This window comes from Burkholderia humptydooensis (genome assembly GCF_001513745.1).
In the GTDB taxonomy this organism is placed as follows: Bacteria; Pseudomonadota; Gammaproteobacteria; order Burkholderiales; family Burkholderiaceae; genus Burkholderia; species Burkholderia humptydooensis.
On sequence record NZ_CP013382.1, the window covers coordinates 2,020,412 to 2,037,758 of the forward strand.

Below are 17,347 nucleotides of genomic sequence, written 5' to 3' on the forward strand. Positions count from 1 at the left end.
AACGATGCCGGAAGGCGGACGCCGCGCCCGCCTTCCGGCGCGAGGACGATCGGACATCCCGCGCGCCATGCGCGCCGTGTCCGGCCGTCCTCGCGCATCGCGCCGCACGCGCCGGCCCCGCAGCAAAGAAGGATTCATCCGATGTCCATCCCCCGATCACGTTTTTCTTCCCTCTTCTCCGGCTTCGTCGCGCTCGCCGCGTGCTTCGGCTTCGTCGCGCATGCTGCGGAGGCGCCATGCACGCCGCGGTCCGCGACATCCGCACCGTCCGCCGACGGCACGCCGCAATGGCGCCCCGCGCTGCACTACGCGCCGCAGCGCAACTGGATGAACGACCCGAACGGCCTCGTCTACGACGACGGCGTCTATCACCTGTTCTATCAATACAATCCGCACGGCAACTTCTGGGGCGACATGTCGTGGGGGCACGCGACGAGCCGCGATCTCGTGCACTGGGACGAGCAGCCGGTCGCGATGCCGGCGAACGCGCGCGAGGAGATTTTCTCCGGCTCGATCGTCGTCGATGCGCGCAACACGTCGGGCCTCGGCACCGCGGATGCGCCGCCGCTCGTCGCGCTCTACACGAGCGTCTACAAGGCGGGCTCCGGCCACGCAGCCGGCACGCAGGCGCAGTCGCTCGCGTACAGCGTCGATCACGGCAAGACATGGCGGCCGTACGCACGCAATCCGGTCCTCACGCTCGATCCCGAATCGCGGCATTTCCGCGACCCGAAAGTGACGTGGTACGCGCCGGGCGGCTACTGGATGATGACGACGGTCGTCGCCGACGCGCACGTCGTCAAGCTGTATCGGTCGAGCGACCTGATTCACTGGGATTTCCTGAGCGACTTCACGCTGCCCGACGTCCCGCATCGCGGCGCGCTGTGGGAAATGCCCGAGCTGCTGCCGATGCCGCTCGACGGCGACGCGACGCGCACGAAATGGGTGTTGATCGTCAACGTCAATCCGTGGTCGATCGCGGGCGGCTCGGGCGCGATGTATTTCGTCGGCGGCTTCGACGGCAGGACGTTCACGCCCGATCGCGCCGCGCCGGCGAACGCCGATCCCGCGCAATACCAATGGCTCGACCACGGCGCCGATTACTACGCGGCCGGCACGTTCGCGAACGCGCCGGGCGACCGGCCGGTCGCGATCGGATGGATGAGCAATTGGGACTATGCGGACCGCATTCCGACGACGCCGTGGAAAGGCACGATGGCGTTGCCGCGCGAGCTCGCGCTGAAGACGATCGATGGCCGGCCGCAGTTGACGGTCGTGCCCGCGCGGCCGTTCGACGCTTTCGCCCGCGGCCTGCCTGCCGTGCGTATCGGCTCGCTCGCGGTCGCGTCGGCGACGCGCGAGCTCGACGCCGGCGCACGCGGCACCGTGCAGCGCATCGCGCTGACGATCGAGCCGCGGTCGGCGCGGCGCGCCGGCTTGATCGTGCGGCGCTCGGCAGACGGCCGCGTCGGTACGCGTATCGCCTATGACACGGCGGCGCGCACGCTGACCGTCGATCGCTCGGCGTCCGGCGAAACGAACTTCTCGAGCGCGTTCAGCAAGCAACACATCGTCGCGCTGCCGCTCGTGAACGGCAAGCTGCGGCTCGACGTGATCGTCGATCGCGGTTCCGTCGAAGTGTTCGACGGCGACGGCCGGACCGTCATCACCGATCTCGTGTTTCCGTCGCCGGCAGACGACCGGGTCGCCGTGTTCGCCGAAGGCGGCGATGCGACGTTCAGCGATGTCGTGGTGACGAATCTCGGCGCGGCCGCGGGCATGCGGCGAGCGTGCTCGAAATCATAGGGATCGCTGACGGTTGCGGCGTCGATGCGGTTGGCGCACGACATTGCGAGCACGCGTGCCGATCATGTGCAGGACGAGCGAAGCCGATACGCTTCGTTCGTTCTCGGCGGGCGAGCCGGTGGATGTGGAGCCACCTGTCCCGCGACGCGAATGACGCGCACGAGTAAATCGCCGTGACGAGGCGGGGGGCCGCCCGTCACCGGCCGCCGTCATTCTCCCGAATCACCGCCTCGGCGGCCGCCTCCGCCTCGCCCGCATGCGCTTCGTGCACCCGCGTGCGCAGCCCCGGCAGCGGCGCGTCCCCGTCGAGCAGATGCCCGCCGCGCACCTTCGTCTCTACCGTCGCCCGCATCGACAGCCCCACCCGCAGCGGATGCGCCGCCAGCTCCGACGCATCCAGCGAGATCACCACCGGCAAGCGCTGCACCACCTTGATCCAGTTCCCCGCCGCGTTCTGCGGCGGCAGCATCGAGAACGCGCTCCCCGTGCCCGCCGAGAACCCCTCCACCCGGCCCCGGTACGTCACCCGCGAGCCGTACAGATCCGATTCGAGCCGCACCGGCTGACCCACCCGCATGTGCCGGAGCTGCCCTTCCTTGAAGTTCGCCTCCACCCACACCTGCCGCAACTGCACCACCGACATCAGCGGCGCACCGGGCCCCACCTGCTGCCCGATCTGCACCGACCGCTGGCCGACCGTCCCGTCCACCGGCGACACGATCGTCGTGCGCTTCAGGTTCCGGTACGCGAGCTTGAACTGCGCGCCCGCCTGCTGCACCGCCGGGTTCTGCCCGACCGGCCGCTCGCTGCCCAGCGCGCGCGCCGCCTCCAGTTGCGCCCGCGCCCCCGCCAGCGCCGCCTGCGCGTTCGCGAGCGAGGACTTCGCCCGCGCCAGCTCCTCCGGCGCCACCACCTCCACCGACGCCCCCACCCGCGCCCGATACGCCTGCTGCGCGAGCGTCAGGTCCGCCTCGCGCGCCTTCACCGTCTGCTCGTACGTCCCCATCGACAGCCGCGTGTTCGCAACCTGCCGCACCGCCTGCGCAAGCTGCGCCCGCGCCTGCGCGAACGCCGCCGACGCGTCCGCGTCGTCGAGCTTCACCAGCGCCTGCCCCGCCTTCACCTGCTGCGTGTCCGCCACCAGCACGTCGGTCACCGTCCCCTGGATCTGCGCGGCGATCTGCACGACGTTGCCGGCCACGTAGGCATCGTCCGTCTCTTCGCTGAAGCGCCCGACGAGCCACCAGTAGAGCGCGGCGGCCAGCGCCGCGATCGCCAGCACGCCGAAGAACAGCGCGAAGCGGCCGCGCCGCGCCGCACGGCGCGCGGCGAGCGACGCCGCGGTTTCGGGATGCGGCCGCGGCCCCGGCTCCGGCGCGGGCTTCGCGGGCGCGCCGCCGATGGCGGCCGGATCGGTCGGCGCCTTCGCGCGCGGGGTGTCGGTGGCGGTGTCGTTCAAGGTCTTCGCGTGCGTGATGTCGGCGGCGCCGGGCTGCGCGGGCCGGCTCGATGCGCTTCGATGCCCGGCGGCGGTGTCGGTTGACTCTCTCGTATTCACAATGATGGTGACGTTGGTGTGGATGTCTTCGCGCTCGATGGCTTCGTCCTCGACAGGCTCCTGCGATGCGTTTGTACCCGATGCGTTCGCGCATCGATCCCAGCGGACAGCGCGGCCATCCGCCGCGCCGCGCGATCCCGATCAATCGTGTCGCGTGTCGTTCGCCGCGGCCGGCGGCGCCGCCGCGAACGGCTTGCCCGCCTGCGCCAGCGGCGCGCCGTCCGCCTGCCGGGCGTCGAAGCCCCCGCCCAGCGCACCGATCAGCCCCACCCGCAGCGTCCGCCGCCGCGCCTGCAGCTCGATCGCGTGCGTGCGCTCGTCCAGCAGCGTCAGCTTCGCCATGTCGACGTCCTTGCACATCCCCATCCCGCGCCGGTGCCGGTCCTCCGCCAGCGCCACCATCCGCTGCGCCGCGCGCACCGCCTGCTGCTGCTCCCCGAGCAGCGCATCGACCGTCGACAGCGACGTCAACTGCCGCGCCACCTCGCCCAGCGCCGCATCCACCGTCTGGTTGTACAGCGCCAGCGCCACCTCCGCGTTCGCCACGTCGCCCCCCAGCTTCGCCTTCAGCCGGCCGCGATCGAAGATCGGCAGCGACAGCGCCGGCCCGATCGAGCCCCCCAGCGCGTCGTGCCTGAACAGCGACGCCGGCGCGAGCGCGAACAGCCCGCCCAGCGCCGCCAGGTTCACGTCCGGGTAGAACGCCGCGCGCGTGCCGTCGATCGTCGCATACGCCGCCTCCACCCGCAGCCGCGCCGCGACGATGTCCGGCCGCCGGCCCAGCAGCTCCGCCGGCAGCCGCCGCGGCAGCGGCGCGTCCGCGAGCGGCGCGAGCCTCGGCCGCGCGAGCGACAGCCCCCGTTCCGGCCCGCGCCCGCTCAGCACCCCCAGTTGCAGCTTCTGCAACTGGATCTGCTCGTCGGTCAGCGCGATCTGCTCGAACAGCTTGCTGCGCTTGAGCGCCGCGTCGTCCGCGTCGTAGCCGTTGTCGATCCCGCGCGCCGCGCGCTCGCGCAGCACCGCCTCGACCTGCTCGCTCGCGCGGCGCTTGAGCTGCAGCAGCTCGCGCAGCGCATACGCGCGGTCCAGCTCGCCGTACAGCGTCACGATCGCCACCGACAGCGCGAGCCGCGCCTGCTGCGCCTCGACCCGCGCCGCGTCGCGCATCGACAGCAGCCCGCGCGTGGCCGCCGCGTTCTTGCCCCACAGGTCCAACTGATAGTTCAGCCCGACGAACAGCGACGACGACGACACCACCGATTCGCTGACGAGCGGCACCGACACCGGCAAGCCGTTCAGCGTCGTATTGATGGTGCCGCCCGAGCGCGGCACGTGCGCCTTGGACAGCGACGCGCCCGCCTTCGCGGTGAGTCCCGTCAGCGATTCGAACTGCTGCAGTTGCGACTGCGCGACGCCGATGCGCGCCTGCGCGGCCTGCAGCGTCGGGTTCTGCCGCAGCGCTTCGTCGACCAGCGCATCGAGCTGCGGATCGCCGAGCTGCCTGACCCAGTCGGGGCTCGGCCAGGCGCCGTGCGCGGCGCCCCCCGTCGTTTGCGCGAGCGCGTCGTCGCCCGGCGCGCGCGGCGCGAGCGCCGGCTCGAAGCCCGACGGCGCGCAGCCGGCGAGCGCCCACGCGAGCGCGGCCGCCGCGAGCCGGCGCGCCGCGCGGCTGCCTGCCGTGGTCGTTGCGGTCGTTGCCGCTTGCGTTGCGCTCTGCCTCATGCTCGTGACGCGTGCCTCGTTCTCATATCCCTCTGTCCGGCCTGCTCCGGTCATTCCTGCCGCACCGGCTCGCGCGCCGCCGCGCCCGCGCGCGCATCGTCGAACGATCCCAGCCGCCCGAACAGGCCGTCGAGCACGCCCAGCGCGATCCCCCGCAGCTTCGCGCCCTTCTCCCGCTCGCACAGCACCACCTGAACCACCTGCCATAGCGTCAGCAGAGTCGGCACCAGCGCCACCGGAAACCGCAACCCGTACTGCAGCCCCAGTTGCATCGCGTTGCGCGCGCCGTAGTACCGGCGCAGCCACCCGTGATGCATCGCCGTCAGCTCGAACGGCCCCACCTTGTGCCGGCGCCGCGCGCCGATCCGGTGCGTCAGCACGAGCGACGGCACCACGTACAGCGGCACGTTGTGCGCGAGCGCGCGCAGGCAATACTCGGTGTCGACGTGATCGATGAACAGCGCCTCGTCGAATCGCCCGAGCCGCGCGTACGCGGCCCGCGAGATCACGCTGCCCGACGAGATCAGGAACGCGCAGCGCCGCGGCCCCGTCTCGCCCTCCACCCGCACGCGGCGCACCGTCACGCCGCTCGTCATCAGCGCCGGCAGGAAGCGCCGCTCGTTCGCGTCGTAGATCCGCGGCCCCGCAATGAATGCGCCCGCGTGCGCGCCCGCGCCCAGTTGCGCGCACGCCTCGCGCATCCGCGCGAAGTACGCGGCCGGCACCGTCGAGTCCTGGTCGAACAGCGCGACCGCCTCGACGCCCTGCGCGAACAGCGCCGACAGCCCCGCGTTGTACGCGCCCGCCACCCCGCCGCGGTTGCCGTGGTGCTGCCACACGACCCTCGTCCGCGCCGACAGCGCGCGCACCCGCTCGCGCGCCGCCGCGTGCTCGTGCGGCGTGTTGTCGATCACCGCGAGCGCATCGCTGTCGCGCGCGAGCGCCTCCAGCCCCGACAACTGCTCGTCCGTCGGGTCATACAGAATCACCAGCGCGCCCAGGGTCGTCATCGCTCTTCCTTCCTCCTTCCGTGGTTCGAGCTTCGGCGTGCTCGCCTCGCCTTCGCCTCAATGCCCGAGCGGCGCCGCCGCGCCCCGCTTCGGCCGTGTCAGCCACATCAGCCCCGCCAGCAGCAGGCACGTCGCGCTCGCCATGCAGAACATGTCGTTCGTCGCCATCATGTACGCCTGCTGCCGCACCACCTGGTGCAGCGAGCTCAGCTCGCGCACGCCGTGCAGCCCCATCGCGTGCAGCGCGTCCACGTACCGCTGCGTGTTCTCCGACGCGCGCGTCACCGACTGCGACACCACCGCGTAGTGATACGTCGCCCGGTTGTCCCACCACGTCACGCTCAGCGCCGTGCCGAACGCCGCCGACAGCGTCCGCAGGAAGTTCGACAGGCTCGACGCCGCCGCCAGCCTGTCGTCCGGCACCCGCGACAGCGTCGCCGCCGTCAGCGGGATGAAGAAGCACGGCAGCCCCATCCCCTGGATCAGCCGCGGCGTCACCACCTGCGCGAACGTCATCGACAGCGTGAAGTGCGTGCTCCACCACATCACCGCCGCGAACACCCCGAACCCGAACGTCACCAGCACCCGCGCGTCCAGCCGGCTCGCGTACAGCCCCACCAGGATCGAGAACGCCAGCGCCAGCACCCCCATCGACGCCGTCGCCAGCCCCGCCTGGTACGCCGTGTACCCCATCACCGCCTGCAGCCACAGCGGAAACACCACCCCCACCACCGAGAAGCTCATCATCCCCAGCGAGATGATCACCACGCAGAACGTGAAGGTCCGCTCCCGGAACAGGCTCAGCTCCACCACCGGATGCGCCTCGCCCAGCTCCCAGATCAGCAGCGACACGAGCGACACCCCCGCCGTGATCGCCAGCCCCGTGATCAGCGGCGAATCGAACCACCCCCGGTCGTGGCCCAGATCCAGCATCGCCTGCAGCGCGCCCACGCCGATCACCAGCAGCACGATCCCCGGCACGTCGATCGGACTCGCCTCGCCCCGCTGCGCCTGCGGCCGCAGCATCAGCGCGCACACCGCGAACGAGAACAGCCCGATCGGCAGGTTGATCAGGAAGATCCACGGCCACGAGAAGTTGTCGATCAGCCAGCCGCCCACCACCGGCCCGAAGATCGGCGCGAGCAGCACCGTCATCCCCCACAGCGCCAGCGCCAGCGTGCGCCTGGCCGGCGGGAACGCGCGCATCAGGATCGTCTGCGACAGCGGCACCATCGGCCCCGAGAACAGCCCCTGCAGCGCCCGGCACGTCACCAGCACCTCCAGGTCCCGCGCGAGCCCGCACAGCAGCGACGTCAGCGTGAACAGAAGCACCGACGCGACGAACAGCCTGAGCTCCCCCACCCGCCGCGCGAGCCACCCCGTGAGCGGCACCGCGATCGCCGCGGCCACCGAGTACGAGCTGATCACCCACGTGCCCTGGCTGTTCGCCACCCCGAGGCTGCCCGAGATCGCCGGCACCGCGACGTTCGCCACCGTCGAGTCCAGCACCTCGATGAACGTCGCGAGCGACAGCGCGAACGTCAGCAGCGCGAGCTTCGCCCCGCGCAGCGGCGCGACGGCGGGCGGCGCCACGCCGGCCCTGGCCCGATCCGCCGGCAACGCCTGCGCGCTCATGCCGGCTGCGCCTGCCGCGCCGCGACGCCCGGCGCGAAGCGCTCGATGAAGCGCGCCGCCTCGTCGCAGCCGTCGGGCTGCGCCGCCATGCGCGCGCGCACCTCGGCGCAGCGCGCGGCCATCGCCGCGTCGCCCAGCACGCGCGCCAATGCCCGCGCCAGCGGCTCGCCGCGCACCGGCGCGTCCAGCCGCACCCCGCAGCCGCTCGCCGCCACCCGCTGCGCGTTGTCGAACTGGTCGTGCGCGAACGGCGTCACCACCTGCGGCACGCCCGCCGCGTACGCCAGCGACGCCGTGCCGATCCCGCCGTGATGCACCAGCGCCCGGCACCGCGGCAGCAGCGCCGCGAGCGGCACGTAGCGGCGCTTGAGCAGCGCCGCGCCCAGCGTCTTCGCTGCCGTTGGCCCCGTCGTCCCATCCCATGCCGCCGGCGCGTCCGGCGCGAGCAGGATCCCCCGCACGCCCGTCGCCCGCAGCACCTGCGTCACCGCCCGCTCATACGTGCGGCCGTCCACCCGCGTCGAGCCCGCCGTGAACACCACCGGCGCCTCGCCCGACGCGACGAACGCCTCCAGCTCCGCATCCGCCTGCGCCGGCCCCGCGTCGTTGAACAGCGCAAACCCGCTTTGCACGCAATTCGCCGGCCAGTCCGGCTGCGCCGGCGCGAACCACGACGGAAACAGGCACAGCACCCCGTCCGTCGAATGCAGCCACCGCCCCAGGATCCGCTTCGCCGGCGCCAGGCCCAGCGCCTGCCGCGCCGCGTTCAGCTCCGGGCCGCACACCCGGTCCAGCACCTGCCGCTCGATCAGCGTCATCAGCCCCGCCTTCACCGCCAGCGGCAACCCCGCCGGGATCGTCAGCCGCTTGTGCGTCGGCGGCGCGTGCGCCGACAGCAGCGTCGACGGCGACACCTGCACCGACACGTAGCGCGTGCCGAAGCGCTCCTGCATCAGCCGCGCCGAGAACGCCCACAGCGTGCCCACCAGCACCGTGTCCGCGTCGCTCAGCGCGCGCAGCACGTCGAAGTGCGGCCGCACCACCGGCGCGATCACCCGCCACAGCGTCCGGAACGACGTGCGCGGTTCCCACAGCGCCGGGTCCGCCATCGCCTGCGCGTAGTCCTCGGCCGTGCCCACCGGCACGAACGCGAACCCGCTCGCGCGCACCGCCGCCTCGAACGGCGCGTGCGTGCAGAACACCACCTCGTGGCCGCGCGCCGACAGCGCCCGGCTCACCCCCAGCAGCGGGTGCACGTCGCCCGCCGACCCGATCGCCGTCACGATTACCTTCGCCATCGCTTCGTCATCCCATCCCGCGCGGCAGCCGGCGGCACATCCGGCCTCGCCAAACGTTCGAACCGGATCGTCCATCCCCGGCCGGAATCCGTCCAACTGCCGCCGAACGAACGCCTGCGTCATGCCGATGCGCCTGGCCATCGCCTCGCGCCGCGCGCCGCGTTTGCCTGTCTGATTGAAGGAGCCTCGCCCGCCGGTGCGTCACGGCCGATGCCCGCCGCTACGACAGCGCCGGCAATTGGCCCAGCGGCGGACCGAGCGGCGCGAGCGTCTCGTCCTGCGCGTCGTCGCGCGCCGCACTCGCCCGCTCGTCGCCGAAGAAGCCCAGGATCGACGCGCGGAGCTGCTCCTGCGGCTGACGCCCCTCGAGGTCCAGGAAGTGCCCCGCCTGCCGGATCGTCGCGAACTCCGCGCGCCGCACGTACGCCGCCAGCCGCCGCACGTCCGACGCCGTCGTGTACTCGTCCAGCTCGCCGTTGATGAACTTCACCGCGCAGCCGATCTGGCGGAACTCCGGCAGATACTGCTCCGGCTGCATCGACAGGATCTGGTCGACGTGGAACGCCACCTGGTCCTGCTCGTTGCGCGGCAGCTTCGTCAGATACCGGTAGTTGTACAGCTTCATGATCCGCGGCAGGTAGCGCCCCACCGTGTCGTTGAGCAACTGCGCCGCCTTCAGGTTCTCGCCCGCCGCAATGTGATCGCGCGCGCGCGTCACGTAGTCCGTCATCGCCTCGTTCAGGAACGGCGAGAACGACGCGATCACCGCCCGCCGCACGCTCGCGCACCCGCGCGCCAGCGCGAACAGCGACGCCACCCCGCCCCACGACACCGACAGCATGAAGCTCGGCTCGAACCGCTCGGCCAGGTGCAGCAGAATCTCGACCTCGTCGTCCTTCGTCAGAATGTACTCGCCCGGATTGTGCTGACGCGACTGCCCCGCGTACGGCAAATCGAAGCACACCGCGTTCACGCGTTCGCCCAGGTAGCGAATCGTCTGGCCGAACGACGCGCTCGTCGCCAGCGCGCCGTTCACGAGGATGACCGTCTCGAAGGCCGGATCGAACACGTGACGCTCGACGTGGACCTTCAGTCCGCTCGGCAGCGCTACAACCTGTTTCTCGATAGGCATGGCGTATCTCCCGCATCTGCTCGGCAAATGAGCTGATCCCGCGCCCTTGACAGGACGCCAACACGTAGCCGCACGCCCTCCCGCGCGCGCCGCGGCGGCTACCCACCCGCCGGAGCCGCGCATCGCCTCGTCTCCTATCCAACCGGCAATACGCTCCCACCAGGCCCAACACGGTCATCCCGCTGCCTTCGGCCCGTGGTCTCCAGCGCCTCTTACTCGCATGACGCCTCTTGAAGGATTAACCGCTTCCCGACATCCTGCCGCCCGAATTACGCCGTGCGGCGACGTGTCTTATTGAACTGAGGATTCTGCGATGCAGCATAAGATATCAAATCCCAAATGTAAACATTTTTAAATCTATTTTCGATTTTCGAAGCGGGCTTCAAAAATGCACTTGCTCACCACCATCATGCCGATATGGAATTTTCAAATAAGCTTAATCGTGTATTTACGGCACCGCTTCCGGGAAATGACATCGCACCCTGATCGCCATCGGCCGCCGCGCACCGGAATCAACGCCCGACGCCGGCCAGCCCCACGTATGACACGCGGCCGTTGTCCGCCGGATCGACCATCACCCGCACCCGCTCGCCGACGCGCGGGATATTCCCCAAATCGATGAATTGCTTGATCGTCACGTCCCACGATGCGCCATTGTGGTGAATGCGCAGCTCGATCCGCATCATCGGCACGTTATTCAGCGTCACGCCGGTTTGACCGATGCTCAAGACGTCGGCCACCGCCTCATAACCGTTCTTCACGACGGTCTGAGCCCGAACCGACGACATCACCATCGACAAAGTCTTTGACGTCGTCACCACCACGAAAATCAAGACCATCGCCACCAATATGCCGACGACGCTGATTATCGAAGTCTGGAACATGAATACGCTCCCTTTCCGTCAATAAAACACTCCTGGTTGATTCCGAGAAGAGTCTCGATTACTGCATACGCAAATCGATGTTTATACGATAGTTTTACGCTTATTCAAGCGGCTTTCACGACGGTCGCGCCACACGTCACGCGCCACGCGCCGCGAAAGCCGTCCGGCACGGCGCGCCGGCCGTTATTTGCGCGCTTCGTTCAGCGTCGCGTCGTTCGTCTCCGCAGTCGTCGAAGTCGACGTGGCCGCGGGCGACGACGACGGCGAGCGCACCGAGTCGATCGCCTTGCGCGTGCGCGTCGACGTCGCCTGCACCGCCTCGTCGGTCGCCGAGCGCACGCCCTGGTTGACCTGCGACGTCGCCGCCTGCGTCACCTGCTCCTTCACCGACTGGAACAGTTGGCCCAGTTGCGCCTGGCTGCTCATCGACACGAGCCCCACCACGATCCCCGCCACGATTTGCTTCTTCATCGACATCTCTCCATTCCTCACAAAAGATTGAAACGGGCGCGCCGGCGCGCGCCCGGAATTCGCCTGTGCATCGCCAGGCATCGCGCGACGCGCGACGACGCCCGCGGCCGCAGCGCGCTGACGCCGACGCAACTGCCCACGCAGCCGAAGCGCATCACTTGCCGGTCCTGAACGGCGCGAAGAAGATCGACGGCATCTCCTCCGGGAAGCCGACCGCGTTGGTCGGACGCAGGTCCCGCATGTCGACGTTGAAGTCGTAGGTCTTCTGGCGCTGCTGGTTGTCCTGATGGATCATCACCTGCTTGTCGACCGCGGACTTGATCGTCGACATGTGCTCGAGCATCTTCGAGCCGACCTGCTGCACGTTGCCGATCAGGTTGCTCGCGTTGCTCGACGACGCCGTCGACAGATCCGGAATCGAATCGATGAACGGCTTGGCCATCGAGCCGCTCGCGTCCTGCCCGTACTGGTGCGCGTTGTTGCATGCAGCGAAGATTTCCTTCGGATCAATCATGTCTTGCTCCTTTCCAGTGTGCGCGCCCTGCGGCGCATGAATAGCGATGCTCGACGCATCACGACGGACACCTGAACGACTGCAGGATGCCCGACCATATCGGCGACGGCAGCGTGAGCGCCTGCCATTCGATGCGGACCGTGCCGAGGCTCGTCTGATAGAGCCGCTCGCGCCGGTCCGCGGTGCCCGTGCCGCCCACTGCCTGCCCCGCGTCGAAGAAGCGGAACAGCGCCCACGGCCCGTCGAACTGCAGCGTCGTCATCCGGCCGTCGACGGACTTCAGTTGCAGCTTGATCGCGAGCTGCGTGTTCTGATTGGTCCAGTCGACCCGGTGCGGCGACGTCACGCCGTGCGCGAAGCGCACCGTCTGGCCGGCGGCGCTCAGTTGCGCTTCGGACAACTGCGAATCCATGTCGATGAAGCGCAGCACGGTCGACACGCGCAGGTGCCCCGAATCGTCGAGCATCGCGCTGCGGATGCGATCGGCCGTCTCGTACGAGTTGAGGACCGACTGGCTGACCATCCCGTTCGGCCCGCCGTTCGAGCGCAGCGCCTGCCACGGCTTCGCGGACGTATCGACATAGGCGGCGAGGTGATCGCGGAAGTACGTCGCCATCAGCCCCTGCGAGCTGAACAATCGTTCGAAGTCCTCGACGCCCGCATCCGCCTGCGCGTTGCGGCGCATCGGATAGCGGCCCGTGAAGCCCTGATCGCAGACCATCTTCGTCGCGCCCGCCGCGCCGCGATTGAGCAGCGCGCCCGATTCGCGCGTCGTCATCGTGCTGCCGCTGCTCACGAGGTCGAGCATGATGCCGCGCACGGGCTCCGGCTGACGCGCGGCCGTCTCCTTCAGCCGCGAGAACGCGTCGTACTGCGCGGGCAGCACCTGGCCCGCCTGCAGCGCGCCGTTGACGAGGCCGAGCTGCCGGTACAGCGGCTCGAACAGGCGCGACAGCGGATTGTTCGCAATCGTGTTGTTGCGGTTCAACTGCGCGGCGAGCTGGTGGATCGCCTGGAAGTGCTCCTCGACGACGTGCTCGGGCAGCAGCACCGTCCGGTAATGCTGGCCGCTCAGCTCGCCGACGACCTGCCGCCGCCCCTTCTCGAAGCGATACTTCTGGCGATCGATCCAGCTATCGATGTTGCCCTCGTCGCTCGCGCCCGTTAGCGTCGTCTCGCGCGCGGCGAAGCGCAGCAGGTTCGCGAGCGGCGATTGCGCCTCCATCATCGCGGCCGCGAGCTGCGACGCATCGTCGAGGCCCGTCACGCCGCGCACCGTCACGTCGTTCAGGAAGTTCTGCCACGCGGAGATATAGTCCTGAAGGAACTGGTTGCGCGCGGAATCGGCGAGCTTCTGCACGAGTCCGTCGATCTGGAAGCTGTTGCCGGACAGCGTCTCGTCGCGCAACACCCAGCTCTCTTCCTCGAGCATCGCGCGCGCGCTCTTCTGCAGGCGCGGCACGAACACGTCCGTGTAGCCCGCGCGCGTGAACCAGCCGGACACCGCGGTGTCGGTCGACGGCACGTTGCTGCGCATGCGCAGGCTCATCGACGCCTCGAAGCCCGCCGCGCGCGACAGCGAGATGTCGTTGACCTGCTGCGGCAGCCCCTGCGCGTGGATGTGCTGCAGCACGCGCGTGACGAGCGGAATCTGCGCGGCCTTCGCGCGCGCCGAGCGCACGAGGTTCGCGTCCTCCGGCGTCGCCGGCACATTCTTCAGCGATATCAGCGTGCGCACGTGCGCGAGCAGCGAGCGGCGGTCGTCGTCCGAGTACTGGCCGCCCGCGAGCCCGTCCCAGCGGCCGTCGAGCCAGCGCACGACGTCGTCCGCCGAGCGTCGATCAGGACGACAGAGCATCAGGTAGACCTTCAGCGTCTGATAGATGTCGCCCGGGCTGCCGTCGACCTGCGACACGAGCGTGCGCCGCACTTCGTTGTACAGCTCCGGCATCAGCATCTTCTGCAAGTGCCGGTAATAGGTGTCGCGCGCCGTCTCGGCGACGAGCCCGTGCTCGAAGTACGGCGTGGCCATCCCCTGTGCGGCGTCCTCGGCCTGCAACTGCGCATAGCGCATCTGGTTCGCGATCTCGATGAGCGTCGAGCCGCCGTCGTTGCCATAGGACGCCTCGGCCTGCGCGAGCCGCTTCGCCTCGGTGAACTGCGCCCAGACGCCGTCCAGATAATCGCGCTCGGTGACGTAGCCCCAGCCGAACCACAGCAGGAGGCCCAAAGCGACGATCGGCACCGCGCTCCAGCGCAGCGCCCCGCCGAGGCGGCCGCGCCACGACTTCGGGCCGCTCGGCCGCACCGCATCGCGCTCGAGCGACACCTGCCGGATGAGCGGCGTCCACAGCTCGCTGAACGGCCGTGACGGCACGGGCAGCTCCGACGAGCCGGCGCCCGCCGCGCCCGCCGGATGCGCCTGCGCAAGCTCGGCCATCGAGCCGAGCCACACGCCGCGCAACCGCGCGGCCGTATGCGTTTCGCCCGGCGCGAGCGCGACGTGCAGCCATGCGACGAGCGCCTTCTGCAGCCGGCTGAGCGTCTCGACGAAACGCAATTGCGCGTGGTTCATCGACACCTCGGTCGCGGCGGGCGCCGAATACAGCACCTGCTGCTGGACGCGCTGCTGCAGCCCTTGCAACGCGTGCTGCCACGTCGCGTCCGCGCGCGCCGCGTCGGCTTCGGCGCCGTCGTCGGGCAGGCTGAAGCCGACGCCCTTCGCCCACTTCGACGCGTCGAGCAGCGACAGCGTCGACACCGCGCCGTCGAGCCGGTCGAGCCCGTTCAGCGCGACGTACACCTGCGCCTGCTGGCCGAACGCCTCGCGCATTTCGTCGAGCCGCGCGCGCACCGAATCGGCGAGGCGCTTGCGCGCATCGAGCGGCGCATCGACCATGTCGGCGCCGTCGACGCACAGCACGACGCCGCTGATCGGCGCGCCCTTGCGCAGCCGCCTCATCCCGCGCAGCAGCTTGCGCCACGCATCGAGCTCACCCTCGTCGACGCCCGCGCGCAGGCTCCAGCGGCCGCCGACGTCGAACCACACGGCCTCGCGCGTGATCCGGAAGTTGAAATCGTCGCCGCGCCCGTAAGTGGCGTCGGAGCCGAGCACGCGGTCCTGCAGCGAGCCGGACACGCTGACCGCCTTCGCGACGAGGCTCGACTTGCCGCTGCCCTCCGAGCCGAGCACCAGATACCACGGCAGCATCGCGCGATGCTCGCGCGTGAGCGCGCCGATCCCGCGCTTCCAGCGGCTGCGCGGCTCCTTGCGCCAGCGCTCCTTCAATTGCTGGTCGAGGTTGCGCAAATGCTTGTCGACGAAATCGAGCTGCTTCGTCTTCGGCGCGACCTTCACCTGCCGCGGACTCATCGCGAGCCGCGCCCAGAGCCGCGCGAGCGTCGGCCAGAAGCCCCAGATCAGCACGAGCGCGACGAGGATCTCGCGCACCCACACGGGGCCGAGCGGGTGATAGATGCCGAACGCGAAGAGCGGCCCCACCCACCAGATCAGGATCGCGATCAGAATCGCCGCGAATACTCTCAAGCTCGTGCGGATCATGGCTGACGGCCCTCCGTGGCCGGTCTCGTCGCTTGCGTCGTTGCTGGCATCGTGGTTGGCGTCGCGGTCGTGATCTCCGTCGTCGCATACGGCAGTTGCCCTTCAGGCGCGATCTCGACGCCTTCCGGCATCGCCGGACGCATCGGGACCTGGCCGGGCTTCTCCGGCTGCTGCAGATTCAGGCTGCGGCCCGGTTGCGACGCGCCGTCGGGAATCACCTTCCACAGCACGTCGACGCGGCGGTTGCGCTCGTAAGCGGCGGCCGTCTTCGCGGTGTCGATCGGCTGCGCGTCGCCGCGCCCCGAATACTCGATGCTGCGCTGCACCGCGTTCTCCGGCGCGCGCGCGCCGCCCGGCAGCGCGGTCGTGCGCAGTTCGTCGGCGACGGTGCGCGCCCGCGCTTCCGACAGCGCCTGGTTGTCCGGGAACTCGCTCGTGCGGATCGGCCGCGAATCGGTGTGGCCGATCACCTCGAGGTCGCCCGGCCACGGCGCGAACGCGAGGCCGAGCCGCTCGATGTTGTGCATGAAGTCCGGCCGGACCTTCGCCTTGCCGACGTCGAACGCGCCGTCGCTCTTGAACACGAGCAGCCATCCTTGCGGATGCTTGTACGCGGTGAGCCACCCTTCCGTGAGGATCTGCGGCAGCGGCGGCGGCAGCGTCTCGGCGATGTTGATCGTGCGCGTGGGCGGCATCCACGCGGCGAGCGCGTTGCGGATCGGCCGCCCCTGCGAATCGAGCCAGAGGCTGATCGCGCCGTACGCGAGCACGAGCACGCCGAGCGCGACGGCCGCCGCGCGGCCGGCCGTCCACCACGAGCGGCGCCGCTTCGCGGGCGTGACGAGCTCGGTGCCGAGCGGCTCGGGCGGCACGTGATGCCAAATCAGCGCGTGCAGTTGCGAGCGCAGGTCCTGCAACAGCACGTCGCCGCGATCGAGCACGCGGTAGCGGCCCTGCCAGCCGAGCGACAGGATCAGTTCGTAGAACGAGAGAAGCGGAACCGGCGGCTGGTCCGCCTTCATCCAGCGCGACAGGTCGGCGAACGCGTCCTCGCCGCCCCATGCGTCATCATGGAACTCGACGAGCAGGCTGCGCTCGCCGTCATAGACGACCTGCGAATGCTCGCGCGCCGAATCGTTGACGGTCTCGTCGAGATACGTGCACAGCAGGTACGACGCATCGCGGATCTGTTCCCATTCGCAGCCGGAGCCGGCGAGCCGCTCGCGGTAGAGCCGCACTTCGAGCCCGAGCTGCGTGCGGATCGCGGCCTGATTGAGCGGCCCGGCCGCGAGATGCCGCTGCAATTGCAGCACCGCGGGCAACGCGTGCGACACGAACGGGTTGTTCCAGCTCGCCTGCTGCAGGCCCGCCTTCATGATCGCGGCCTGCTCGCCCTGCGCGCTGTAGACGACGGGCGCCGCGCCCCGCGCGTCGGCGGGTGCGTGCGCGCCGCCCGGCACCGGAAACTGCAGCACCGCCGGATTGCGCGGCGAGCCGTCGGCATGCGGCGGCGCGTCCGCGGCCGCAGATCCGGCCACCGACGCGGCGGCGCCCGACGCGGCCACGTTCGTCGTGCCGGCGGTCGACACGGCGGAGCTCGACATCGCCGCGCTGGACAGCGACGACAGCGTCGGTATCCGCGTCGCGAGATCCGGATTCGCCGCCGCGCGATCGAGCATGTTGGATGCCATCGATACGCGGCGCAGCGTAGTGGAAAGATTTCGTAGCAGGCTCATAGCAGATTGCGTCTCATGT

General features: G+C 69.9%; 12 protein-coding genes. 1 reads left to right on the forward strand and 11 read right to left on the reverse strand.

All coding sequences use genetic code 11. The features are described 5' to 3' along the window. Positions 1 to 141: 141 nt before the first annotated feature. Positions 142 to 1,806: a glycoside hydrolase family 32 protein gene (locus tag AQ610_RS27950; RefSeq protein WP_006027783.1), complete on the forward strand. Its 1,665-nt coding sequence runs from the start codon at positions 142 to 144 to the stop codon at positions 1,804 to 1,806. 196 nt (positions 1,807 to 2,002) lie between these two features. Here AQ610_RS27950 and AQ610_RS27955 read toward each other — a convergent pair whose 3' ends face one another. From AQ610_RS27955 to icmH, 11 genes are all read right to left on the reverse strand, one after another. Then, positions 2,003 to 3,265, reverse strand: coding sequence for an HlyD family secretion protein (locus AQ610_RS27955; RefSeq protein WP_043283427.1), 1,263 nt, complete (start codon positions 3,263 to 3,265; stop codon positions 2,003 to 2,005). Positions 3,266 to 3,505: 240 nt separating this feature from the next. Then, the gene (locus AQ610_RS27960) at positions 3,506 to 5,086 is read right to left on the reverse strand and encodes an efflux transporter outer membrane subunit (RefSeq protein ID WP_059213601.1); all 1,581 of its coding nucleotides are present in this window, start codon (positions 5,084 to 5,086) and stop codon (positions 3,506 to 3,508) included. Between the two features lie 50 nt (positions 5,087 to 5,136). Further along, positions 5,137 to 6,096 carry a glycosyltransferase family 2 protein gene (locus AQ610_RS27965; RefSeq protein ID WP_059213602.1) on the reverse strand — a complete coding sequence of 320 codons (960 nt, stop codon included), beginning with the start codon at positions 6,094 to 6,096 and terminating at the stop codon, positions 5,137 to 5,139. Positions 6,097 to 6,153: 57 nt separating this feature from the next. Then, entirely contained in the window at positions 6,154 to 7,731 is a 1,578-nt protein-coding gene (locus AQ610_RS27970) for a DHA2 family efflux MFS transporter permease subunit (protein WP_045554733.1), read from the reverse strand. Further along, complete coding sequence (locus AQ610_RS27975) at positions 7,728 to 9,029, reverse strand: glycosyltransferase (protein ID WP_059213618.1); 1,302 nt, start codon at positions 9,027 to 9,029, stop codon at positions 7,728 to 7,730. The genes AQ610_RS27970 and AQ610_RS27975 overlap by 4 nt, the downstream gene beginning before the upstream one ends. 220 nt (positions 9,030 to 9,249) lie before the next feature. Continuing rightward, positions 9,250 to 10,161 carry an alpha/beta fold hydrolase gene (locus AQ610_RS27980; RefSeq protein ID WP_006029873.1) on the reverse strand — a complete coding sequence of 304 codons (912 nt, stop codon included), beginning with the start codon at positions 10,159 to 10,161 and terminating at the stop codon, positions 9,250 to 9,252. 512 nt (positions 10,162 to 10,673) lie between these two features. Next, complete coding sequence (locus AQ610_RS27985) at positions 10,674 to 10,949, reverse strand: hypothetical protein (RefSeq protein ID WP_043283401.1); 276 nt, start codon at positions 10,947 to 10,949, stop codon at positions 10,674 to 10,676. 279 nt (positions 10,950 to 11,228) lie between these two features. Next, the gene (locus tag AQ610_RS27990) at positions 11,229 to 11,648 is read right to left on the reverse strand and encodes a hypothetical protein (RefSeq protein WP_006029748.1); all 420 of its coding nucleotides are present in this window, start codon (positions 11,646 to 11,648) and stop codon (positions 11,229 to 11,231) included. 22 nt (positions 11,649 to 11,670) lie between these two features. Next, complete coding sequence (locus AQ610_RS27995; RefSeq protein ID WP_006029749.1) at positions 11,671 to 12,030, reverse strand: DUF6277 family protein; 360 nt, start codon at positions 12,028 to 12,030, stop codon at positions 11,671 to 11,673. A 58-nt stretch (positions 12,031 to 12,088) separates the two neighbouring features. Next, the gene (gene tssM, locus AQ610_RS28000; protein ID WP_006029750.1) at positions 12,089 to 15,592 is read right to left on the reverse strand and encodes a type VI secretion system membrane subunit TssM; all 3,504 of its coding nucleotides are present in this window, start codon (positions 15,590 to 15,592) and stop codon (positions 12,089 to 12,091) included. Continuing rightward, positions 15,589 to 17,271 (reverse strand): type IVB secretion system protein IcmH/DotU, encoded by a 1,683-nt coding sequence (gene icmH, locus AQ610_RS28005; protein ID WP_006029751.1) that lies wholly within the window; start codon positions 17,269 to 17,271, stop codon positions 15,589 to 15,591. The genes tssM and icmH overlap by 4 nt, the downstream gene beginning before the upstream one ends. Positions 17,272 to 17,347: the final 76 nt, after the last annotated feature.